Below are 22,526 nucleotides of genomic sequence, written 5' to 3' on the forward strand. Positions count from 1 at the left end.
GTCACGGCACTTGGCTGCCGTGACCCTCCTGGAAGGAAATCTGTTATGGCCAAAGCTGGCTCCATCGGCGTTTCACCGGCAGCAATCGGCGCGACGAAGGCGGTTCGCGCAGGCGAGAAGAATGTGCAGTGGCTGCTGCTTGCGCCGACCCTCATCATCATGAATGTGGTGGGCTTATATCCGCTGTTGCACTCTCTCTATATCTCGCTGACGAACTACAATCCGACGTTCGGTACGAGTTACTCGATCATCGGCGTCGGCAACTATGTGCGGGCCTTCAGCGATGGGCAGTTTTGGCACTCGGTCGCTCTGACACTGCTGTTCACAGCCGTCAGCGTCTCCATTTCGCTGACGCTCGCGGTCCTTCTGTCGCTTCTCTTCAATCAGAACAGGCCCGGTTTTCTGTTCCTGCGCACTTTCCTCCTCATTCCGATGCTGATAACGCCGATCGCAGTTGGTATCGTCTGGCGTACGATGATGATGCCCGATCTTGGCATCCTCAACTACCTGCTGTCCTTTATCGGGATTGCGCCGCTTGCATGGGCAGGCTCGCCGAGCGGCGCGCTGGCGTCGGTGATCCTCGTGGACGTCTGGCAGTGGACGCCGTTCATGTTTATCATCATTTTCGCTGGTCTTCGCTCGCTGCCGCGCAGCCCCTTCGAGGCCGCCCAGATCGATGGCGCCGGGCATCTCAGTACCTTCATCCACGTGACATTGCCGATGCTGAAGCCGGTGATCGTCATCGCCACGCTTCTGCGCATCGTCGATGCATTCCGTACCTACGATACCGTCTATATCATCACGCGTGGCGGTCCTGACTTCGCAACAGACCTGCTTAGCGTTTACCTCCAGCGCGTCAATTTCCGTATCTTCGATCTCGGCTACGGATCGGCTCTGTCGTGGATCGCGTTGGTGATCATCCTTCTTATTGTCATCGTCTTCGTCAACGTGACCGGCTTCCTCAAGCTGGTTGCCGACAAAGAAAACCGTTGAGGAGCGCGACGATGTCTAGCGCAAGACTTATCAAGAAAGGCGTCAGCGGCGTCACTGCCTATGTGCTCGCAATCGCCGCAGCATTGTTTTTCGCGTTCCCGATCTACTGGATGGCCTCCTCCTCCTTCAAATCCGAAGTGGACATCTCCGCCTTTCCGCCGATCTGGTCGTTTGGCCCGACGTTGGACAACTATCGGCAGCTCTTCACCGAGCTCAATGCCTGGGACGCCCTGATCAACAGTGCACTGATCGTCGGAATGTCCACCTGTATCGCAATGGCCGCGGGCACCATGGCCGCTTATGCGCTCGCCAGGTTCGAGATCAAGGGCAAGGAAGTGCTGGCCTTCGAAATCCTCTCGATCCGCATGTTGCCGCCAATCGTTTCGGTCATCCCGATGTTCATAATCGCGCGGCAGATGGGCATTTTCGATACGCCCTGGCTCCTGACGGCTGCTTATGCGCTTTCGGGGCTGCCCTTCGTCGTCTGGGTCATGCGCGTCTTTATCCAGGACATTCCGCAGTCGATCGAAGAAGCCGCGATGATCGACGGATGCAGTCGTTTCGAGACTTTCTGGCGGGTAACCCTGCCGCTGCTTCTGCCCGGTCTTGCCGCGACCATGGTCATCGTCTTCATGTTCGCCTGGAACGAGTTCCTGCTGGCCAGCATGCTGACCTCGCAAGAGGCCAAGACGCTGCCGGTCATCGCAGCCAATGCGATCAAGCCGAAGGCGATCGCCTGGGGACTGGCCTCGGCGGCAGGCGTCGTCATGTCTCTGCCCGTCGTCGTTCTCGTCCTTCTCATGCAACGTTATCTCGTGCGCGGCCTGACGCTCGGCGCAGTCAAAGGTTAAGGAGCCCAGCCATGGCTATTCATATCGATACCGTCACCAAGCAGTTCGGTGCGCTGCGCGTCGTCAACGGCGTTTCCGTCGATATCAAGGATGGAGAATTCTTCTGCATGCTCGGCCCGTCCGGTTGCGGCAAGACGACGACGCTGCGAATGGTCGCAGGACTTGAACTGCCGACTTCCGGTCGCATCAGCATCAATGGCGCCGACATGACCTACGCCGAGCCGCGCCACCGCGATATCGCGATGGCCTTCCAAGACTACGGTCTCTATCCGAACATGACGGTCTTCAAGAACATCGAGTTCCCCCTGAAGATTCGCAAGCTCGATCAGGCGAACCGCCGTCGCAAGGTGGAGGAGACCGCCGAGAAACTCGGGCTGCACGAATATCTTCAGCGCAAGCCGTCGCAATTGTCGGGTGGCCAGCGTCAGCGCGTGTCGCTCGCCCGCGCGCTCGTGCGCAATCCGAAGGTCTTCCTGATGGACGAGCCGCTTTCCAACCTCGACGCCAAGCTGCGCGCCGTCATGCGCACGGAAATCAAGAAGCTCGTCACCAATCTCGGCATTACGACGATCTACGTCACGCATGACCAGATCGAAGCCATGGCAATGGCCGATCGCATCGCCGTCATGAGCAAGGGCAACATGGTGCAGGTCGCCTCTCCGCTCGAGGTCTATGACCGTCCAAAAACCAGGTTCGTTGCCGAATTCATCGGCTCTCCTCCGATGAACCTCTTCCCGGCGCAGCTGCACTCCGGATCGGCGGTAACCTGTGTGATCCCCGGGTTTGCGCATTCCCTGTCGGAGCAGGAGCGATCTTTCGCCGCCAAAATCGTCGATGCAAAGGGCGGTCTCCTTCTCGGCATCCGTCCGGAACATCTGGTGGTCACCGCCGCCGGCACGGCGGGTTCGACCGACGCGCTGGTGGAGCTGGTGGAACCGCTTGGTCAGACGACCAATATCTATGTAAGCGTCGGCGACGTCAGGTTCGTGATCGTCACCGATCGCACACAGGCCCGGGCCGGCGATACGATCGGTGTCGCGGCGCCCTCCGAACTGCTGCGTGTCGTTGCCAATGACGATGTGGTAGTCCGCCAGTAATCGAATTCTCTCGAGCAAAGGAAAGACGATGACGAATGTCCGCGAGTATGGGAACTGGATCGACGGATCCTGGGTCAAGACCTCCGCTACCGTCGAGAGGACCTCTCCCGCCAATGGCGAGCTTCTCGCCCGCTTCGCCGACAGCGGCGAGAAGGAAGTCGACCTCGCCGTGAAGGCAGCGAGAAAGGCCTTCGACGACCGGTCGATCTGGTCGGCGCTACCGGGATCGGAGCGCGCCAAGGCCATCGGCCGCTGGATCGAGCTGCTTGTGCGCGACACGGACAAGCTGGCGAAGATGGAAGCCGAGGAGGTCGGCAAGCCGATCCGCTTCGGCAAGGGCGAAACGGAATGGTCGATCGAGCTTGCCCGTTATGCCGCCGCGCTCGCTTGGCAGATCCCGAGCGACCTCGTCAACAACGCCGGCGATGCCAATCTTGGCCTGGTCGTGCGAGAGCCGCGTGGCGTCATCGCCATGATCACGCCTTGGAACTTCCCGCTTGTGACTCTGTTCCAGAAACTGCCCTACGCGCTTGCGGCAGGATGCACGGCGGTGATCAAACCGTCCGAGCTGACGTCGAGCACCACGCTCGAGATTGCCGCGCTCGCCAGGGAAGCGGGGATTCCGAATGGCGTCATCAACGTCGTGACCGGATCCGGCAAAGCCGTCGGCGAGGCGCTGACGGGCCATCGCGGCGTCGATATGATCTCTTTCACCGGATCGACTGCGGTCGGCAAGCGTATTGCAGCCCGCGCGGCCGAGCAGATGAAGCGCGTCGGTCTGGAACTCGGCGGCAAGGCGGCAAACGTCGTCTTTGCCGACGCCGATATTGATGCCGCTCTCGATGGCGTGCTGTTCGGCTATATCCTTAACCAGGGTGAAGAATGCGTGCAGGGCACCCGCCTGCTGATCGAGGAATCGATTGCCGAGGAATTTGTCGCAAAGCTGGTCGAACGGTCGAAAAAGATCCGTATCGGACTGCCTGAAGATCCCGACGCGGACCTTGGCGCACTGATTCACGAACAGCACATGGAAAAAGTGCTCGGCTATATCCAGTCGGGACTGGAGGAAGGCGCAAGACTCGAAGTTGGGGGCAAGCGCCTCACTGACAGCACGTTCGGCAAGGGCTTCTATGTCGCTCCGACGATCTTTTCGAATGTCACTCCAAACATGAAGATCTTCCGCGAGGAAATCTTCGGGCCCGTTCTCGCCGTGACCACGTTCAAAACAGTCGCCGAAGCTATCGAACTTGCGAACGACACCAATTACGGTCTCGGCAATGGTGTTTGGACCAAGGATATCGACAAGGCGATCCAGGTCTCGCGCGAACTCAAGAGCGGCACCGTCTCGGTCAATACCTTCCTCGAAACCAGTGTGCAGATGCCGTTCGGCGGCTACAAGGAAAGCGGTATCGGACGAGAGAACGGCATGGACGGCCTTTTGGAGTTCACTGAGGTGAAGTCGATCTTCATCAAGCTCGGCAAACGACCGCACGCGCTGCCCCATACGGCAGACTAATCCGCTCGAAGCGGAACACAGCCGTTTCGAAGCGTCGCACCTTCCAAGTGGCTACAGCTGGTGACGGAACTTCCCTTCATCAGCTTTTTCTGAAATTTGCGGCATTGGAGTAATCTCATGGATGAAAGCTTTCTCGCGCCGAGCCCGTCGGAAACGCGCAGTGAATATGACTCGCTCGGTCCCGTCGAAGTGCCGGCAGCTGCCTATTTCGGAGCGCAGACGGCTCGGGCGATCAGTAATTTCCAAATATCCGGTATTCCGATCGGACATTATCCGCTGTTCATCAAGGCGCTCGCCTTCGTCAAGAAAGCTGCCGCGGCCGCCAATTGCGAGCTCGGCGATCTGCCGGAAGACAAGCGCGATGCGATTGCGCTTGCCTGCGACGATATTGCTGCCGGTCGTCTGAGGGGCCAGTTCATGCTCGATGTCTTTCAGGGGGGGGCGGGAACATCGACGAACATGAACGTCAACGAGGTCGTCGCCAATCGCGCGCTCGAGCATCTCGGACTGCCACGCGGCCGCTTTGACATCATCCATCCGAACAACGACGTCAATCTTTCTCAGTCGACCAACGATGTGTATCCGACTGCGATCAGGCTTGCTCTTCTCCTGAGTTACAAGCAGCTGTCTTCCGCGATATCGGATCTTGCGGACGCGTTCGAAGCCAAGGCGCAAGAATTCGGCGATGTCGTCAAGCTCGGCCGCACGCAGTTGCAGGACGCCGTTCCGATGACGCTCGGCCAGGAATTCATGGCTTTCGCGGTGACGTTGCGCGAGGATATCCAAAGGCTGGAAGATGCGGCAGCTCTGCTTCAGGAGGTCAATCTCGGCGGCACGGCGATCGGCACCGGGATCACAGCAGACCCTCGCTATGCGGCGCTTGCGATTGCCGAACTTGGGAGAATCGCAGACGTCCCGCTGAAACCTGCAAATGACTTCGTCGAGGCCTGCTGGGATACAGGCGCTTTTGTCCTCTTCTCCGGCACCTTGAAGAGAACGGCTGTCAAAATCTCAAAAATCTGCAATGATCTTAGACTGCTTTCGAGCGGACCACGGGGTGGACTGGGGGAAATTAGCCTTCCGTCAATGCAGCCCGGCTCCTCAATCATGCCCGGAAAGGTCAATCCGGTCATCCCCGAGGTCGTCAACCAAGTAGCCTTTCAGGTCATTGGCGCCGATCTTGTCGTTACTCTGGCAGCTGAGGCGGGCCAATTGCAGCTCAACGCCTTTGAGCCAGTCATCGTTTTCAACCTGCTGCAGTCGATGACTCTGATGACCAACGCTCTGCACACACTCGACGAAAAATGCGTGCGCGGCATTATTGCCAATGAAGAACGTTGCCGCGAGAATCTAGAGGCGGGCACGGCGCTGGCCACGGCGCTGACATCCCTTATCGGGTACGAACGTTCGGCCATGCTTGCCAAGGAGATTTTGGCAACAGGACGCACGATGCGCGAACTCCTGGAAGCCGATCTCACGCTTTCGCCCGAATTGATTGATCAGGTTCTGGATCCGAGGGCGCTGACACGACCTTCCAGGCTCCGGCTTGCGCCAAAAGCAGTCTGACAGACAAGAGGCACGCATTGCATAACGCGTTCGCAAGGCAACCGAAAACAATTATTTTTGATTTCGACGGGGTTATTTTGGACTCTGCCCGTCCGAAAACGATGGCGTTCGCTCAGTGTTATGCGGGTGAGGACGAGAGCAAAATCGCCGAAGTCATCCGTTATCAGGAACGCCATGGGGGCATCGGTCGCCAACAGAAATTCGAATATTTCGAAGAGCATGTCTTTGGCAGGAGAGTGGATGCCAGCAGAATAGCCGACCTGTGTGACCGCTTCGCATCCATCGTCGATAAGGCAATGATGGATGCGCCCTTTGTCCCGGGCGCCGAAGAACTCCTGCAAAGGTTAAACGGTTGCATCCCTTTGCATCTGGTATCCGGCATGCCGGATGGCGACTTAAAGTTGGTGCTCATGCGTCGTGGGCTTGTGCATTACTTTTCATCAGTCGCGGGATCGCCGAAAAAGAAGATCACTGAATTTTGCCGGATTTTGAAAAGCGAACAGTGCGATCCCAAGGATGCCCTTGCTGTCGGCGATTCTCGCACTGAGTTCGATGCTGCAGTCGAACTGGGTATCCCGTTCCTGGCGGTGGTGGCGCAGAACGCTCCGGACTTCTTCCCAGCAGATGCGGTCCGGTGTCGCGACCTGACCGGATTCGATGCGCTGGTAGCGCTTAAGAATTAGGACCCATCCCCGTTCATAACGATGTCGTCCAACGTGCCACATTTCGCTACTTATGGGCGGCGGCTCATCCAAAGATGGAAAACGACAGATCCAGGCTGCTTCGGCGATTATTCACGAGCTCACCAGAAATCCGTCGGGCTTGACGGGCTCGACGTCCGTTATGAGCACACCAGTTTCCCAAGCGACCAATGCGCGCTGTGACGCACTGCAGGTTTACAATGCAGTCTCCGCAACGAAGAGATAGAGGCGGGAGCGGAAGGCGACCCGCTCCAGCACGCGCCGTCACCCAGCAAAGCGCGAGGAGGCATCGAGCTCATCACACCTGACCAAGATGCGCGACAGACTGGCCAACGTGGGCCGCCGAAAACGCCGAGGTCAAGGGCTCCTATGCATCAAGCGGTTATCTCGACACGCGACCCATCCGGAGTGGTTATGACCGCTTCGTAAAATCCGTCGCCAGTCATTCGCGGCCCGGAGACAAGGATACCATCAGCCTTACAGCGCGCAGCCATTTCGTCGACGGCGGCTGCGTTACCAAGAGAAATGGCGATATGATCCCATCCCGAGGCTTCCTCATAATCACCTGCATTAATCCAAGGTCCGGTCATAATCTCGATCTGGGCACCTTTCCCTGCGAGGGTAATGAACCTGGAAACGAAGCCCTCCCTCCGTTTGCTGCAGTAAGTCTCACCGATTTCGGCGTCGAAGTATTTTTCCCAGAACGCAACTTGCCGATCAAGGTCGGGGGTCCAAAGGGCAACATGAGCGATATACACTTGATTTCCTCTCAATTTCATACGGCGCCACAGCCGGTCTCTTCACCCGAAATGCAGCCCGATGTAAAATAGCGATATGTTTTATCCGTTGTAGGGCGTCATCGGGCGACTCGCACAGCTATCATGCCGTCGCTGCGTTCAGGCCGGTCTGGATGTTTAGTCCCGGCATTTGATGGATAGGGTAGAGGGTGAATTGATCTGGCTCGGAAGTCCGCCGTTGCACATGAACTCGTCGGGCGTGAGGCCCTTTAATGTCTAGCGCGTGGCGGGCTCCCCGGTTGTTTTGCCGATAACGAGCTCCGTCTTAACGAAGGGGTCGCCTCCGTACGCGGCGTTTGTATCGATCAGCCTGCAAAGAGCTTCCAACGTCCGGCGCGCGAGCAAATCGATGCTTACTCTGCAAACCGTGAGCGCGGGATCCTGTTCAAGTGGTCCTATTGTGCCATCGTCGTAGGCAATGACGGAGATATCCCTTCCGACGACCAGCTGGCTCTCCGCGGCCGATTTCAAGATTTCGCGGCCAAGCCGCATGTTTGGGCACAGATAACTCGTCGGCCTCTCATGCTGTGCGACGTGCGAGAGACTTCGCAACGGTTCGAGAGATACAATCGCAGAACCATGAGTGCCGTTGGCAAATTGCGCCTTGGCGCGCATTGCACCGCTCAGATAGAGCTGCATACGCTCAGATTCATCGTCAATGATCGTAACGCGCTGATGGCCGAGCTGAAATAGAAACTTAGCTGCGGCATAGGCGCATTGCGCGTAGTCGATGTCGATCCAATTCAATTCTGTCCCGATAACGGGTCGCATACCGAGGCATACGATCGGCACGGGCCACTCGCCAGGGACCGGTGTCGTCCTTGGGTTGAGAAGCAAGGCCGCGTCAATCATACCCCTCAACGAAAGTTCTCGGGTTTCGCGGAGCCCGCCGTTGCGTCCAGCCATGATCAACACGAAGTGGAAACCGTAAGCGCAGGCGGTGGATGCAAGGGATCGGAGAAGGGTGATCTCAGAACTCTGACCCGGCTCACATCCTTCGGAGTACCATACGAGCCCGATCGCATTGGATCGCCCACCGGCAAGCCGCCGGGCATGTTGGCTGGGCTTGTACCCTGTTGCTGAAGCGGCTTGTAGTATTCGCTGCCTCGTCGGCTCGGCTACCTCCGGATAACCGTTAAGCGCTCGGCTGATTGTCGTCTGCGACAGTCCGAGTAGATTTGAAAGTTCCTTCAGATTCACGCGTCTACGCTGCAATCGCGGTTTGTTGCCGTTCGATTGCAAACTCCTCTACTGAAAGTCTTAACCGCAGGCACCCTTCTGCCAAGACTTGACTTGCTGCGTTGGCCTCTTCCACCATCGCGGCATTGCGCTGTGTTATTTTGTCCATTTCGGACAGCGCGGCATTCACCTCTGCCACACTGCTCGACTGGTCTCTTGTTGCTTGTGCGATAGATGCGACATCTTTTCTAATCGCGGCGACTTGAGTGATGATTGCTGACAGGGCAAAGCTGGTCTTTTCCACCAAGAAAGCGCCATTTCTCACTTCTGCAGTTGAGCCGCTGATAAGGTCCTTGATCTCCTGAGCCGCCGCCGCAGACCGCTGCGAGAGCTCGCGTACTTCCTGCGCGACAACCGAGAAGCCCTTGCCGGCGTCTCCGGCCCTGGCAGCCTCAATACCCGCGTTAAGTGCCAAAAGATTGGTCTGAAAAGCGATTTCGTCAATGACCTCAGTAATGCTGTTGATTTTGCCAGATGCGCTTTCGATTTTTTTCATGGCGCTGACTGTATCCCCGACTACCTGTGCGGACGACTCAGCATTCCTGTTCGTCAATTCGACGGCGTTGTCGGCACGAGCGGCTATTTCTGCGGACGCCTGAAGGGTCATGCCGATGTCCCCCATCGCTGCAACCGTTTGTTCCAATGAGCAGGCCTGCTGTTCGGTCCGACGGGCAAGTTCGATCGAGGCGTTCGACAAGTGACTACTATTGTCTTGCATAGCTACGGCGTTCTGCCGGATAAATGAGAGGCTTTCGTTAAGCTTCTCGACCGAGGAATTGAAGTCCAACCTTAGTGTTTCGAGGTTGCCTACAAACGGACGCTCGATCTTTTGGGACAGGTCACCGGCTGCGAGATTGGCAAGAGCCGTGCCGAGTATCTGTACCGCGTCGTTGATCTGGTCTTGCACCGCGTGCCGCTCTTCCTCGTTTGCCGCCCTCTCGGCGTCCGCAAGCCGGCGGGTACGCAGAGCCTCTTCTTCCGCATTCATTTTCGAGATCGCATTGCTTTTAAAGACTGCAAGCGCGCGCGCCATGTCGCCAATCTCGTCCTTACGATTTCCGCCGGAAACCTCGGTTTCGGTCCTGCCTTCGGCAAGTTGGCGCATTGCGCGGGTAATGGCGCTGATCGGCCGGCGCAGTGTCCAGACCAGTCCGAAGCCGGCCACCAATGCGATTAGTGTCCCGACGGCCATCGCTGTCGCGGAAATCGAATTCGCCAATGCGGTTTGACTATCGGCTGCCGTCTTCTGACTTTCAGCAAAGGTTCGGAGGTCGTCCCATGCCTGATCGACAAGGACGCCGGCGCCATCGAAAGCGTCGCTTCGCTCGGCGTTGACCTGGATCAGGGACTTCGTATCCTGCTCCATCCCGTTCATGATCCGCAGCAGATCTTCGGAAACTTGTTCCAATCCGTCCTGGCCGCGGGCGACCGCGCGCACGATTTGCATGTCATTCTGGACCGTATCGAAACGCTTCATCAGATCTTGTCTGCTATCGTTCGTTGCCGACCCCAGAAAGCGCGTTGCCGAGAGCTGAACGCCATGGATCGACGTCTGAAGCTTCGCCACGCTCTTTGTTACGGCTTCGAGTCCTTTGCCCGCTTTCTGTGCGACCTTCTGCTGTCCTACGAGCTCATCAAGCTTATCGAGGATCTGATCCGTTGATGAATTTGCGCGTACAGATGCGATCGCATCGTTCAATAGCCCGTCGATCGAACTCTTGTCGGCAGCAGCTTGTTTGGCGAAAGCGCGCGTACCGGTATCGAGCCGCTCGGCGATCGCGGTGAGTTGATCGATGTTCGACGAGATCGTCGCGCGGAGGCTCTGTTCGGAGCCATACACTTGCCAAAGTACGTCAATGCCTGCGCTGATCCGGTCGGTTTTTTCACGCGCGGTCGCGAGAAGGTTCGTATCTTCTTCCTGCGCCATTCCACTTGCAACGGCAGCAAGCGCCGTCTGTTGATCGGTAAGGCGACTGGCGACGGCGTTTTTGTTGGCCTCCGTGGTATTGCGCAGGAAGGTCGTCATGCCGGCATATGTGTCCTTGAACCCTGTCAACGCGTCCAGAACATTGTTCGATACGCTCAGCCTCGAACTCAACATGCCGGAGGAGTAATAACCCATGGCGCCCAGACATCCGATAGTGGCAAGAAGAGGCACCAGGAAAAGGATCACCTTGGTCTGGATTCTAAAGCGCGAAAGAAAAGCTTCCATATGGTGTCCCCCATTCTCTCGCGCCGTGTGCTCACCAGCGAACGGCGGCGACCTTTCCTAGTAAACGTATACTCGCGCTAAATCATTAAAGTTTGATGAGTTGGGCGATCGTCAATTTTGCAGCGCAAAAGGCACCAATATTGCTGTCATAACCGCATTCAAGCCCATGCCGACACCAGAAAACGTTCCCGCAATCGGGTGAACTTGCAGCGCCCTTGCTGTCCCGATGCCATGTACGGCGAGCCCTGCCGCAAAGCCCCGTGCGCGCCAATCGCGGATACGCAGCAGGTTCATGAGTGGTGTCACAGTCATCGCGCCAATGACGCCGGTCAAAATGGTGGTGACCGCGGTCAGCGAAACGTCGCCGCCAAGCGACTGGGCGATGCCCATCGAAACGCCGGCCGTCGCTGATTTCGGTGCGATCGACAGGAGGACGTCCCGCGGTAACCCGAACAAGGAACTGAGCACGATGACCGAGCCGATGCCGAAACTGGAGCCCACCAGAAGTGCGCAGCCGATCGGCAGCGTCGATTTGGCGATCACCTCCCTGTTACGATAGAGAGGTATTGCAAGCGCGACCGTGGCCGGTCCGAGAAGGAAGTGGATGAACTTCGCGCCTTCGAAATAAGAGCCATAAGTCGTCCCGCTCAATAACAGGATAATCGCGACCAGAATCACTGAATGGAAAACAGGATTAGCCAGAGGGTGCCGGTCCAGGAGCCTCGAAATGGCATCGCAAAGGCAGTAGGCGCCAAGCGTGATCGAAAGCCACAGGAGTGGCGTTCTCGAGAGATAGGCCCATAGCGAGAAATCGACGTCATTCATGGGTTTTGCCTCCCGTCAGCAGCCTGTCCGAAAGCCGCGATCCGCAAAGAAAGACCAGAACGGTCGCTATCAAAGTGATCAGCGTCGAGGCAATGATGACGATGCTGAGGCCAACTCCGTGGGCTGCCAGAACATCAATCTTCTGGATCACGCCGACCCCCGCCGGCACGAATAAAAGGGACATGTTGCGAAGGATAAACTCGCCGCTTCCCGTAATGAGTGGATTGCGATCCAAAAAGCCTCTACCGCCAATCCTGTCCAAGCATCCCAGAACGAGGAACAGAAGCACCATTCCCAGAACCGGTCCCGGGACCGGAAGAGAGCCTTCGTAGGTCAAGACCTCTCCCAACAATTGACATGACAGTATTGCGAGCAATCCTAGCAGCATCTGAGCACCGATCGGTTTGATTTCATTGAGCCTGTTCGTTTGCAGCAACAGCCGTCGATTCAACGATCTGCTATCCATTGCTTCGATCGAGGGAATAAGGGCAGCGCCGCTCAGCCAGTGACCGGACCAATGACGGAGGCCGCGCTGGCGACATGACGGCGACGGGATCGTTTTCGCCTCTCCGGCCACGCCGTTTTCTGGTAAACGTTTTCTCCACATGCAGGATATTTTTCTAGCGCAAACCGCAACGCGCTGCTAGTGAGAGATTTTATTGACATAACGTTTTCTGGGTAAGCGACTTGGACGCAGATTCTGCCGATTATTCCACTCGTGATCTGCTCGCGATGGAACGGCAAGGACGTATCAGAGGCATGATCGCAACGATGGGCCGAGTTTCTTCGCGCGAACTGGCCTCCCGTTTCTGTGTGTCGGAAGATACGATTCGACGCGACCTGCGCGCGCTCAATCGCACCGGCGCGGTGCTGAAGGTCTATGGGGGAGCGGTTCGCGCTGGGACCGCCGATCCACCTTCATTCCTCCCGCGACGAGCAGCCGGAGGCGCTCTCGTCGACGTAACCCTTCGGCTTATTGGTCCAAGTCAGAGTATCCTACCTGGATGAGAGCGACGAGAGCGTTGCCGTCGCCGGGGCCTTGTCTCCCGATCTTGATCTTACGATCACGACGAATAGCAGCCGTGTGCTCCATGTCCTGCCTGCACGGACTCGTGAGGTGATCGTCCTCGGGGGACTCTTTGATTTTGAACGCTCTGCAACTTTCGGCAGCGCCCCGATCGGAATGTTGCGCAACCTACGTTTCGATCTTCTTGTCGTCGGCGACTGCGTCGTCGACATTAAGCGCGGACTTGCCGCGGCGAACTTGCAGATGGCCGAGCTCAAATCGGCGGCGGCCGAGCGCTCAAATGCCATCGCTCTGCTGAGAACCGGCACCGCGTTTGGCGCGGCGCCCTTCGCGATCGCCCCGATACACAAGATCAAGTGTATCGTCAGCACGCACGCGCCGGACGAACGCATGCTTGGTCCGCTATCCGATCGGGGCATTGGTATCGAGACCGTCTACGAGGGTAACTGAGCATGGTCTCGATCCCAGTAAGGGTGAGGGCCATAGACGTTTGCTAAATAGTCTATAAACGCACGGACCTTTGACGGAAGGAACTGCCGGGTCGGATAGACCGCAGAGACGGTGATGTTGTGCGATCCCTTGACCTCGGGGAGCACGCGAACGAGCCTGCCAGTGCGCAGTTCCTCGCCGATATCCCAGGTCGATCTGAGAGCAATGCCGATCCCTGCGATTGCCGCCTCGCGCACGACTTCGCTGGAATTCGTGATGAGGCCGCCCTCTGGCCGCACGACGAAGCCGCCGTGAGGCCCGACGAGTCTCCAGGGGTCGCCATTTTGCGAGGGAAGGCAACAGTGGCTTTGTAGATCGTCAATCGTCAGTGGAGCACCGTGTGTGGCTATGTAGTCCGGAGAGGCGCAGAGGATCCTGTGCACAGATGCCAGACGGCGCGCAATGAGACTGGAGTCACTCAGCTCGCCAACGCGGATCGCCAAGTCGTAGCCTTCCGCAATCAGATTCGAGAACCCATCGTTCAGCGTCAGTTCGACGACGATCTTCGGATGCTCGTCCATGAAGCCCTTCAAATGCGGAGCGACGTGCATTCGGCCGAAAGATGTCGGAGCCGATAGCCGCAACGTGCCGCTCAAGTCCGTAGCGCGCCCGGAAATGTAAAACTCTGCCTCTTCGATCCCCGCCAATATATTGATGACCCGCTCGTAAAAACCGCGACCGGCTTCCGTCAGTGTCATCTGCCGTGTCGTTCTCTGCAGAAGCCTCGCGCCGAGCCGGTCTTCCAGCCGTTTGATGCGCTTGGATACGACTGCAGGCGAGAATCCCAGCAATTTGCCCGTTAGCGACATGCTGCCGGTCGCCACGACTTTCGCGAAAACCTCAAGATCGCCCAAGTTGGTCATGCCCATTCTTTCCGGAAATGTCATATGTCTTTAGCGTTTGCGCCAAATCGAAAAAGATAGTAAACGTTTTCTCGAGTAAAGAGGAGCGCTTTTTGCGCTGGGGAAATGTCACAGGCATCTATTTCTTTCCTGCCGCCGAAACAGCATATCCTGGCCAGGCGAGAGACGATTATCGCGGATCTTGAAGAGCTGTTGACACCGTCTTGTGTGATCAGCGACGCGCGCGAACTCGTACCGTTCGAGACGGACGCCTTCATAGCCTACCGGCGACTGCCGCTGGCGGTCGTTCTGCCGGAAACCACCGCGCAGGTATCGAGAGTCGTGGCCTATTGCCAGGCCAACGAGATTCCGATCATTCCGCGCGGGGCAGGGACCTCGCTTTGCGGCGGAGCCATTCCGCAGGAAGATGCCGTCGTTGTCGGCTTGTCGAAAATGTCGAAGATCCTGGAAGTCGATCTCGAAAACCGCACGGCGACCGTCCAGGCCGGCGTGACCAATCTGAATATTTCGAATGCGGTCGCAGGCCACCGTCTATTTTATGCGCCCGACCCGAGCTCGCAGCTTGCCTGCACCATCGGCGGCAATATCGGCATGAATTCCGGCGGAGCGCATTGCCTCAAATATGGCGTAACCACGAATAACCTTCTCGGGCTGACCATGGTAATGTTCGACGGGACAATCGTCGAAATTGGTGGAAAGGCGCTGGATGGTGCGGGCTATGACCTTCTCGGGGTCATCTGCGGATCGGAAGGCCAGCTTGGCATCGTTACCGAGGCAACGGTTCGCCTGATCGCTTCGCCGGAAGGATCACGTCCTGTCCTGTTCGGCTTCGACACATCCGAACAGGCGGGCTCCTGTGTCGCGGGCATCATCGCGGCAGGCATCATTCCGGTCGCCATCGAGTTCATGGACAAGCAAGCGATCGAAATCTGCGAAGCCTTTGCGCATGCCGGCTACCCCATGGATGTCGGTGCCCTTCTGATCATCGAGGTCGAGGGCTCCGATACGGAAATGGACGCCGTCCTTGCTGATATCATCGCCATCGCGCGTCACCATGACGTCAGGGTCATCAGGGAGAGCCAGTCGGCTGCGGAGGCCGCGCTGATCTGGAAGGGTCGCAAGTCGGCTTTCGGTGCGACCGGGCGTATTGCAGATTACATTTGCATGGATGGCACGGTGCCGCTCGGCCAACTCTCTCATGTGCTTAAAATGACGTCCGAAATCATTGATAGATTCGGGCTTCGCGTCGCCAACGTCTTTCACGCCGGCGACGGCAATATGCATCCATTGATCCTCTACAACATCAATGACCCCGAAGATGCTGCTCGAGCGGAAGAGGCGGGAAACGAGATTCTCAAGCTTTGCGTCGATGCCGGTGGCTGCCTGACTGGTGAGCACGGCGTTGGTCTCGAAAAGCGCGACCTCATGCGTCATCAGTTCTCCGATGCCGACCTCAAGCAGCAGATGGCCGTCCGCCGGGCCTTCGATCCTGCCTGGATCCTCAATCCTTCGAAGGTCTTTCCCTTGGAATGCCGAGACGTCGCATGATCCTTTCTCCCGCGTCCGAAGACGAAGCATGCGAACTGGTCCGCGCGCGTTCGGCCAGCCGTTCTCCTGTCCGGATCATAGGCGCCAACACGCGTTCGGCGATCGATCCGACCGATGGTGACCTTCTCGCCACGACGGAGCTTACCGGCATTGTCGATTATGACCCTTCGGAAATGGTAATGACAGCCAGAGCCGGCACCGCGCTTGCCGACATCGAGGCGGCTGTATCGGAAAAAGGCCAATTTCTGGCATTTGAGCCGATCGACCTCGGTCCCGTCCTGGGGACGGCGGGCAGATCCACCATCGGCGGGGTAATGGCGACGAACAGCTCCGGGCCGGCGCGCTTCGTCAATGGTGCGGCGCGCGATCATCTGCTTGGTCTTCGCTTTATCAATGGGGCCGGCGAGATCATACGCGCCGGAGGGCGCGTCATGAAGAATGTGACAGGCCTCGATCTTCCGAAATTGCTTGCCGGATCGCGTGGAGAGCTCGGGCTGATTACCGAGGTCACGTTCAAGGTGCTCCCGAGACCGCAGACCTCCTCGACCCTCGTTCTTTCCTGTGACGACGATGCACACGCAGCAAAGGCAATGGCGGCCGCCCTTCGCCTGCCGCTGTCAGTATCGGGCGCAGCATTCGTCCCGGACGATCTCGCGGGTCGCGTCATGATCGGGAATTTGCCGGAGGAGGGCGCCGTTCTCCTTCGCATGGAAGGTTTGACCGCTTCTGTGAAAGAACGGGCCGAAAAGATGCGCGTTGCGATGGCGCCGTTCGGCCATGTCGCTATCGCTGATCATGAAGCCAGTATTACCATGTGGAACACAATACGTCATGCAATCCCCTTTTCCGTCGACCGCAAGTCATTCGTCTGGCGAATCTCCCTGCCGGCGATGTCGGCTCATCGTTTCGTCGCCGCCATTCGTCGAGAGGTAAAAGCAAACGTTTTCTACGATTGGCAGGGCTCTCTGGTCTGGATGGAGACAAGCGAAGGGCTCGACGCTCAACTAGTTCGGACGGAAATCGCCAAGGCGGGCGGCGGGCATGCTGTTCTGGTGAGGGCGAGATCGCGCTTGGATAGTCGTTCCTTCGATCCTCCGAGCCTGCCTTTGCTGGCGCTCTCCCAGCGGATCAAGGCCGCGCTCGACCCGCAGACTATCTTCAACCCCACATTTTGACGAGCCACTGAGCGATGCGCACCAATTTCAGCGTCGAGCAACTATCAGATCCGGCAGTCGCCGAGTCGGAAGCTATTGTCCGCAAATGCGTCCACTGCGGCTTTTGCACGGCAACCTGTCCAACCTATGTGACACTCGGCAACGAACTCGACAGTCCGCGCGGACGCATCTACCTTATAAAGGACATGCTTGAAAACGGCCGCGCAGCTGACGAGAAAACCGTCACGCATATTGACCGCTGCCTTTCCTGCCTTGCCTGCACGACCACCTGTCCCTCCGGTGTCGATTACATGCATCTTATCGATCACGCCCGAATACATATCGAAAAAACGTACCGTCGGCCCATCTTCAGCCGTCTGCTGCGTAGCCTTGTCGCTGCCGTTCTTCCCTATCCCGGCCGATTCCGCGTCGCGCTGGCAATGGCCAAGTTTGCTCTTCCGCTCAGCGGTTTGTTCGACCGAATAGGCCCGTTAAAGCCGGTCGCCGCAATGTTGCGGCTTGCCACTGTTCCCAGGCGGAGCCGCTCGGCCTACCAACCGCCGGTGCGCGAGGTGATACCGACACGCGCCAAGGCAAGGGTCGCTATTCTTTCCGGTTGCGCCCAGTCGATCCTCGACCCCGGCATCAATATCGCGACCGCCTCGCTTCTCCAACGCCTGGAAATCGAACTGGCCTGGCCGAAAGGCGAGGGCTGCTGCGGAGCACTTGTCCATCACATGGGTAGGGAAGAAGCAGCCCTCGACGCGGCCCGCAGGAACATCGAAACATGGACGAATGAGATCGAAGCGAGGGGTCTCGACGCCATCATCGTGACGGCGTCCGGATGTGGCACGACCATCAAGGATTACGGCCACATGCTGCGCCACGACCCCGCTTACGCAGGCAAGGCAGCACGGATATCCGCGCTCGCCAAGGATATTACAGAGTTTCTGGCGAGCCTGGATCTTCCGAAGGCCGATCCGAAGAACCTCACCGTCGCCTATCATTCCGCGTGCTCCATGCAGCACGGCCAAAAGATCGTCGCGGCGCCGAAAATCCTGCTGAAGCAAGCTGGATTTGAGGTCCGTGAACCGGCGGAGGGACATTTGTGCTGCGGCTCGGCCGGAACGTACAATATTTTTCAGCCGGACATATCCGCCTCGCTGAAGGCGCAAAAGGTCAAGAACATCGAGGCGACAGGCCCCGACGTCATCGCCACGGGTAATATCGGCTGCATGACCCAATTGCGAAGCGGAACCGATATTCCGCTCGTTCACACAGTCGAACTGCTGAACTGGGCCTATGGGGGACAGGTACCACCTGCACTTGCCAAGCTGTCATCCACGACGACCTAGCTGCTGTTGGTGATTGCTGCCGCTCAATCCCGCGCCGGGATTGTCTGATAATCATCGCTATGCCGATGAGTTAAGCCTACTGCGCCGAAGAAATTGCCTTCAATCAAGCGTGGCCTGCGCCATACGCATGCCTCTAATGCACAGCAATGCATTCAAATTAGGCGGAAAAATGCCTATATCTTCATCAACACCAAACGGAGATGATGAACATGAATATTCGCGAACGCGTGAAGAATTATGCCGCCAAGCGCCGGGCTATCCGCGAACTGAGTGCCCTTGACGACCATGCGCTGGCAGATGTCGGCCTGCTGCGGGAGGAAATCCGCGGCGCTGTGCAGGGCCGCTGATCTCAATCCCCTGATTTTCAAAAAACTCCGCTTCGGCGGAGTTTTTCGTGCCGCTACGAGCGCTGAGCGAAGAGCTGCTGGGCTGCCGTCGTTCCGGATCCGAGTGCGACGGGATAACCAAGCTCGTTCATTGCCATTTCGATCGTCGCCAAGCCGCCGAGGATCATCGTATCGGTAATCGAGCCGAGGTGGCCGATGCGGAACGCCTTGCCGTTCATCTGACCGAGGCCGATCCCGAAGGAAACGTTATACTTCTTGAGCACTAGATCGGTCAGAACATTGCTGTCGAAGCCCGCCGGCACGTAGACGGCGCTGATCGTGTCGGAGTGATGCGGCGCAGACTTCGAGCAAAGCTCCAGGCCCCAGCCGGAAACGGCCGCCCGCACTGCGTCCGCCGCCCGTCGATGGCGTGCAAAAACTCGATCGAGGCCTTCCTCGCTCAACATATCGAGGCTCTCCCGGAGGCCATAGAAATGTTGAAGAGCAGGTGTATAGGGGTAGCCCCCTGCCTTGTTGGCTTTCAGCATTTCCTGAAAATCGAAGAAGCAGCGGGCCGTCTTCGACACGCGCGAGAGTTCAAGCGCCTTTTCGCTGACGGCCACCAGCGCGAGGCCTGCCGGAAGCATGAAGCCTTTCTGCGAGCCCGACACGGCAACATCCACGCCCCAGGCATCCATTTCAAAATTCATCGATGCGATCGAGGACACGCCGTCCGCAAGCAGGAGCGCCCCGTGCCCCGCCCGATCGAGTGCCTGTCTGACCGCGGCAATGTCGCTGCGCACGCCCGTTGCGGTTTCGTTATGCGTGACCAGAACGGCCTTGATTGCGCCCGCCTTGTCGGCCGCAAGCCGCTCTGCAAATGTTTCTGCCGGTGCCGGATTGCCCCATTCGGATTCGATTACCTCCACATCGAGGCCGTGCCGCTGGCACATGTCGATCCATCGGTGGGAAAACACGCCGTGGCGCGCTGCCAGAACCTTGTCGCCCGGTGCCAGAGTGTTCTCGATCGCTGCCTCCCAGCCGCCGGTGCCGGTGGAGGGAAAGGCGAACACGGTGCCCTTGCTGGTCTTGAAGATCGTCTTGAGATCCTGAAGGACGCTCCCGAACAATTCGCTGAACTTCGGAGAGCGATGGTCTACCGTCTGCCGGTTCATCGCATTGCGGATGCGGTCGGGAATGTTTGTAGGCCCGGGAATGAAGATCGGATTTTGGTCGGTCACGTATAATCCTCCTCTGGAGTGCGTGACAATACGTGATCGATCAGCCAAGGCTATTTTATATTTTTTCTCATCCGAAGCTAAAAAATAAAGCGCAAACATATGAAATCAAACGTATATATTATCCCACCAATGATACTTTCTTAAACCGAAATGGTTCTTCTGCAAAACTGTTAAAAATGATGGGACCATCATGAAAAATCCGCGAGGGCGCCCGCGCAGCAAGCAGGTTGATCTGAGCATGACCGGTCGGACCATGGCCGACCATGCGATCGACGTCATGGAAGCTGTCTCAAGCTTTGGCCCTATCTCGCTGCGCGACTTGACGACGAAAATGAAGGTTCCGGCTTCGACCGCTCATCGGTTTCTCCTCATCCTGGAGGCGCGGGGATTTTTATCGATGGACCCGGTGAGCCAGAAATGGGAGATCGGCGTTCGCGCGTTCCAGGTGGGCAACGCCTATCTGCGCCGTACCGGCCTTGCGGAGATGACGCGCGCCTATCTCGCCACGATCGGCGCGGCATCCGGTGAAACCGCGAACCTTTCAATCCGGCAGGGAGATCGGATGATCGTCATTGCGCAGGTCGAAAGCCACAATCCGCTGCGCGCTTTCTTCCGGCTCGGATCGCAGATCCCGATCTATTGCTCGGCTGCCGGCAAAGCTGTTCTTGCGCATTTGCGGGATGATGAAGTCGATGCGATGTTCGAGAAGACGGTTCTTGCAAGGCTCACCGATCGAACGATCGTATCCTTGCCGTTTCTGCGCATGCAACTGAACGAGATCAGGGCGCGCGGCTGGGCACTCGACGACGAAGAACAGGTCGCGGGTATGCGCTGCGTCGCCGCCCCGATCATGGACAAGGATGGCCTGCCGGTCGCGGCACTGTCGCTGACAGGACCGAAGAGCCGCTTTGATGCGTCCTCGCTCAAGGGACTGAGCGTTTTGGTGATAGACGCCGCGCGGGGCGTATCTGATGCAATACGCGGCCGATGATGATCGCCGCTGGCGGTTCAACCAACGTCCAGAGAAGAGAAGCAACCTCGACAACCCGGAGCCTGAGGTGCAGCCTGTCGCCCGCGGCATATTCCATCGTGTCGAAGGCGTTCAGATCCGGCCGGAAGATACGGTTCCCAATCCGTGATCATGTTCAGCACCGTCGACTTTCCGCATCAAAACGGAGCGACCTGGACGGCGGGACGCGTTCTCGATAGTCAGGTTCGCTTCTGAAATCACGCCGACGAAGCCGAAATTCTTGCGATTTTAGTCAAAGGCCAGCCAGACCGGCCTGTTATATACGTGAAAGGGAAGACACGGACGCCTCCTAGTCGGTGTCAAATCCCAGTAAGAGCAACCGCGCCGCCCGGCGTGTCGGGATAGTAGACGTTTGTCGTCCAGATGATCTTGTCGAGGTTAAGCTCGACGAGCCCGTTATCGACGAACACCTCGAGCGTAAATGTCCCGAGATCACCGGCCTCGATATCATAATCATGCGCGAACTCGTTCATGTCGCCGTAGGCGTCGCGAACCTGGCGGATGCGTGTGCGCCCATTCTCGTCGCGAAGGAATGTGAACTGCGGACGGTCGGCACTGAACAGGCTCAGGGCCACCTGTGAGCCTGGCGCAAGCGAAACCGTCTTTTCGAGACGATAGGTTCCGGAAGGCGGCTGCGCTTGCCCGGAAGACAGGTCGATCGTCGGGAACGCACCCGAGACGGCGTCCGGCACGAAGGACCCAAGACGCAGGCCGTCCGGTGTTTCCACCAGGCGGAGGTGGCGGGGCAGCGACATCAGCCCACTGAATTCCTCCATCGGCGTCTGTTGGGAATATTTCCAGTTGTTCGACCAGGCGAGCGCAAGCGGCGCATCCTTATGGGCTCCGAAAAAGCTCTGAGCCGCGTAATAGTCGCGGCCGTAGTCGAGCCACAACTCCGTCTCTCGTGGGTTCGAATTCGTGAAGGTTTTGCCGTCGAACTGGCCGATGAAATACATCGTGCCGGACCCCGGAGCATAGGCCTCATCACCGATACCGGCGACCAAGATCCAATGCTTGCTGCCATCGGGCGCGACCATCGGCAGGAGATCGGGGCATTCCCACGGGCCACTGCCGTGACGGCCGTCTTCGTTACCGAATTCGCTCTCGAAGGTCCAGTTGTTTAAGTCTACTGACGAATGGAAGCCGATCGACTGTCCGACCGTTGCACCATGCGCGAGTGCCATGATCCAACGGCCGCTTTCTCCATGCCAGAATACTTTCGGGTCGCGGAAGCATCCGAGGCCTGAATTCTTGATGACCGGGTTACTTGGCTCCTTCTCAAATTTCGAAAGCGAGCGGTCGGCATGAACGAGAGATTGCTGCTGAAAATCCCTACCAGCTTCATCAAAGCGATGCGACGTGTAGATCAGCTTGATCTGGCCCTCTTCTGTTTCGACCGCGCAGCCGGAGAAACATGTGCCGTTCTCATCAGGAAACAACGCGACCTCGTGTTGGATCCAGTTTACCAAGTCACGCGAACTGGCATGGCCCCAATGCATCGGCCCGTGACGGATGCTGTTCGGATCGTGCTGGTAGAAAGCGTGGTACACGCCATCGACGCAAATCAACCCGTTCGGATCATTGATCCACCCGTACTTCGCCGTCAGGTGCAGTTTTGGACGAAATTTCTCGCTGAGTGAGGTTGACATATTTATCCTTTCGCAAAGCAAATAACGGGGAGGGTCATCATGGCAGC

21 protein-coding genes and 1 pseudogene are annotated in these 22,526 nt (G+C 57.8%); 13 read left to right on the forward strand and 9 right to left on the reverse strand.

The genetic code is table 11. The features are described from left to right. Positions 1-45 precede the first annotated feature (45 nt). The 6 genes from QD408_RS12890 to QD408_RS12915 all read left to right on the forward strand — a co-directional run bounded on the left by QD408_RS12890 (position 46) and on the right by QD408_RS12915 (position 6,706). Positions 46-993, forward strand: a complete 948-nt coding sequence (locus QD408_RS12890; RefSeq protein WP_088682516.1) for a carbohydrate ABC transporter permease — start codon at positions 46-48, stop codon at positions 991-993. An 11-nt stretch (positions 994-1,004) separates the two neighbouring features. Next, complete coding sequence (locus QD408_RS12895) at positions 1,005-1,844, forward strand: carbohydrate ABC transporter permease (protein ID WP_088682515.1); 840 nt, start codon at positions 1,005-1,007, stop codon at positions 1,842-1,844. Positions 1,845-1,855: 11 nt separating this feature from the next. Beyond that, positions 1,856-2,941 carry an ABC transporter ATP-binding protein gene (locus QD408_RS12900; RefSeq protein WP_088682514.1) on the forward strand — a complete coding sequence of 362 codons (1,086 nt, stop codon included), beginning with the start codon at positions 1,856-1,858 and terminating at the stop codon, positions 2,939-2,941. Positions 2,942-2,969: 28 nt separating this feature from the next. Beyond that, positions 2,970-4,457: an aldehyde dehydrogenase family protein gene (locus QD408_RS12905; protein WP_088682513.1), complete on the forward strand. Its 1,488-nt coding sequence runs from the start codon at positions 2,970-2,972 to the stop codon at positions 4,455-4,457. A 117-nt stretch (positions 4,458-4,574) separates the two neighbouring features. Next, positions 4,575-6,023 carry an aspartate ammonia-lyase gene (locus tag QD408_RS12910; protein ID WP_088682512.1) on the forward strand — a complete coding sequence of 483 codons (1,449 nt, stop codon included), beginning with the start codon at positions 4,575-4,577 and terminating at the stop codon, positions 6,021-6,023. A gap of 17 nt (positions 6,024-6,040) precedes the next feature. After that, positions 6,041-6,706 (forward strand): HAD family hydrolase, encoded by a 666-nt coding sequence (locus QD408_RS12915; protein WP_414139553.1) that lies wholly within the window; start codon positions 6,041-6,043, stop codon positions 6,704-6,706. A gap of 392 nt (positions 6,707-7,098) precedes the next feature. Here the strand turns inward: QD408_RS12915 and QD408_RS12920 are convergent, their stop codons facing one another. The 6 genes and pseudogenes from QD408_RS12920 to QD408_RS12945 all read right to left on the reverse strand — a co-directional run bounded on the left by QD408_RS12920 (position 7,099) and on the right by QD408_RS12945 (position 12,404). After that, the gene (locus QD408_RS12920) at positions 7,099-7,482 is read right to left on the reverse strand and encodes a VOC family protein (RefSeq protein WP_088682711.1); all 384 of its coding nucleotides are present in this window, start codon (positions 7,480-7,482) and stop codon (positions 7,099-7,101) included. A gap of 255 nt (positions 7,483-7,737) precedes the next feature. Continuing rightward, the gene (locus tag QD408_RS12925; RefSeq protein WP_245313558.1) at positions 7,738-8,268 is read right to left on the reverse strand and encodes a substrate-binding domain-containing protein; all 531 of its coding nucleotides are present in this window, start codon (positions 8,266-8,268) and stop codon (positions 7,738-7,740) included. A 324-nt stretch (positions 8,269-8,592) separates the two neighbouring features. Then, positions 8,593-8,721, reverse strand: a pseudogene (locus tag QD408_RS12930) (LacI family DNA-binding transcriptional regulator); the annotation flags it as partial. A gap of 4 nt (positions 8,722-8,725) precedes the next feature. After that, on the reverse strand, positions 8,726-10,972 hold the full coding sequence (locus QD408_RS12935) for a methyl-accepting chemotaxis protein (protein WP_414139554.1): 2,247 nt from the start codon (positions 10,970-10,972) through the stop codon (positions 8,726-8,728). Positions 10,973-11,083: 111 nt separating this feature from the next. Then, positions 11,084-11,797, reverse strand: a complete 714-nt coding sequence (locus QD408_RS12940; protein WP_414139555.1) for an LrgB family protein — start codon at positions 11,795-11,797, stop codon at positions 11,084-11,086. After that, positions 11,790-12,404 (reverse strand): CidA/LrgA family protein, encoded by a 615-nt coding sequence (locus QD408_RS12945; protein ID WP_414139556.1) that lies wholly within the window; start codon positions 12,402-12,404, stop codon positions 11,790-11,792. Before QD408_RS12945 ends, QD408_RS12940 begins: the two co-directional genes overlap by 8 nt. A gap of 125 nt (positions 12,405-12,529) precedes the next feature. Here QD408_RS12945 and QD408_RS12950 point away from each other — a divergent pair, with 125 nt between their 5' ends. Further along, positions 12,530-12,805, forward strand: coding sequence for a DeoR family transcriptional regulator (locus QD408_RS12950; protein ID WP_414139580.1), 276 nt, complete (start codon positions 12,530-12,532; stop codon positions 12,803-12,805). Then, positions 12,774-13,274: a hypothetical protein gene (locus QD408_RS12955; protein ID WP_414139557.1), complete on the forward strand. Its 501-nt coding sequence runs from the start codon at positions 12,774-12,776 to the stop codon at positions 13,272-13,274. The genes QD408_RS12950 and QD408_RS12955 overlap by 32 nt, the downstream gene beginning before the upstream one ends. On the opposite strand, the gene QD408_RS12960 is transcribed toward QD408_RS12955, so the two are convergent. Then, complete coding sequence (locus QD408_RS12960; protein WP_414139581.1) at positions 13,259-14,176, reverse strand: LysR family transcriptional regulator; 918 nt, start codon at positions 14,174-14,176, stop codon at positions 13,259-13,261. The two genes, QD408_RS12955 and QD408_RS12960, sit on opposite strands and share 16 nt — an antisense overlap. Before the next feature lie 105 nt (positions 14,177-14,281). On the opposite strand from QD408_RS12960, the gene QD408_RS12965 reads away from it, so the two are divergent. From QD408_RS12965 to QD408_RS12980, 4 genes are all read left to right on the forward strand, one after another. Then, positions 14,282-15,724 (forward strand): FAD-binding oxidoreductase, encoded by a 1,443-nt coding sequence (locus QD408_RS12965; RefSeq protein WP_414139558.1) that lies wholly within the window; start codon positions 14,282-14,284, stop codon positions 15,722-15,724. After that, the gene (gene glcE, locus QD408_RS12970; protein WP_414139559.1) at positions 15,721-16,899 is read left to right on the forward strand and encodes a glycolate oxidase subunit GlcE; all 1,179 of its coding nucleotides are present in this window, start codon (positions 15,721-15,723) and stop codon (positions 16,897-16,899) included. Before QD408_RS12965 ends, glcE begins: the two co-directional genes overlap by 4 nt. A gap of 14 nt (positions 16,900-16,913) precedes the next feature. Then, positions 16,914-18,233 carry a glycolate oxidase subunit GlcF gene (gene glcF, locus QD408_RS12975; RefSeq protein ID WP_414139560.1) on the forward strand — a complete coding sequence of 440 codons (1,320 nt, stop codon included), beginning with the start codon at positions 16,914-16,916 and terminating at the stop codon, positions 18,231-18,233. A 209-nt stretch (positions 18,234-18,442) separates the two neighbouring features. Next, positions 18,443-18,580 carry a DUF1127 domain-containing protein gene (locus tag QD408_RS12980; protein ID WP_088682709.1) on the forward strand — a complete coding sequence of 46 codons (138 nt, stop codon included), beginning with the start codon at positions 18,443-18,445 and terminating at the stop codon, positions 18,578-18,580. A 53-nt stretch (positions 18,581-18,633) separates the two neighbouring features. Here the strand turns inward: QD408_RS12980 and QD408_RS12985 are convergent, their stop codons facing one another. After that, positions 18,634-19,800 (reverse strand): pyridoxal-phosphate-dependent aminotransferase family protein, encoded by a 1,167-nt coding sequence (locus QD408_RS12985; RefSeq protein WP_414139561.1) that lies wholly within the window; start codon positions 19,798-19,800, stop codon positions 18,634-18,636. A 238-nt stretch (positions 19,801-20,038) separates the two neighbouring features. Between QD408_RS12985 and QD408_RS12990 the strand changes: the two genes are divergently transcribed. Continuing rightward, positions 20,039-20,791 (forward strand): IclR family transcriptional regulator, encoded by a 753-nt coding sequence (locus QD408_RS12990; protein ID WP_414139562.1) that lies wholly within the window; start codon positions 20,039-20,041, stop codon positions 20,789-20,791. A 338-nt stretch (positions 20,792-21,129) separates the two neighbouring features. Here QD408_RS12990 and QD408_RS12995 read toward each other — a convergent pair whose 3' ends face one another. Next, positions 21,130-22,479, reverse strand: a complete 1,350-nt coding sequence (locus QD408_RS12995; protein ID WP_414139563.1) for a glycoside hydrolase family 32 protein — start codon at positions 22,477-22,479, stop codon at positions 21,130-21,132. Positions 22,480-22,526: the final 47 nt, after the last annotated feature.

Origin of the sequence: Rhizobium sp. BR 249, assembly GCF_047445895.1 — a bacterium.
Lineage (GTDB): Bacteria > Pseudomonadota > Alphaproteobacteria > Rhizobiales > Rhizobiaceae > Rhizobium.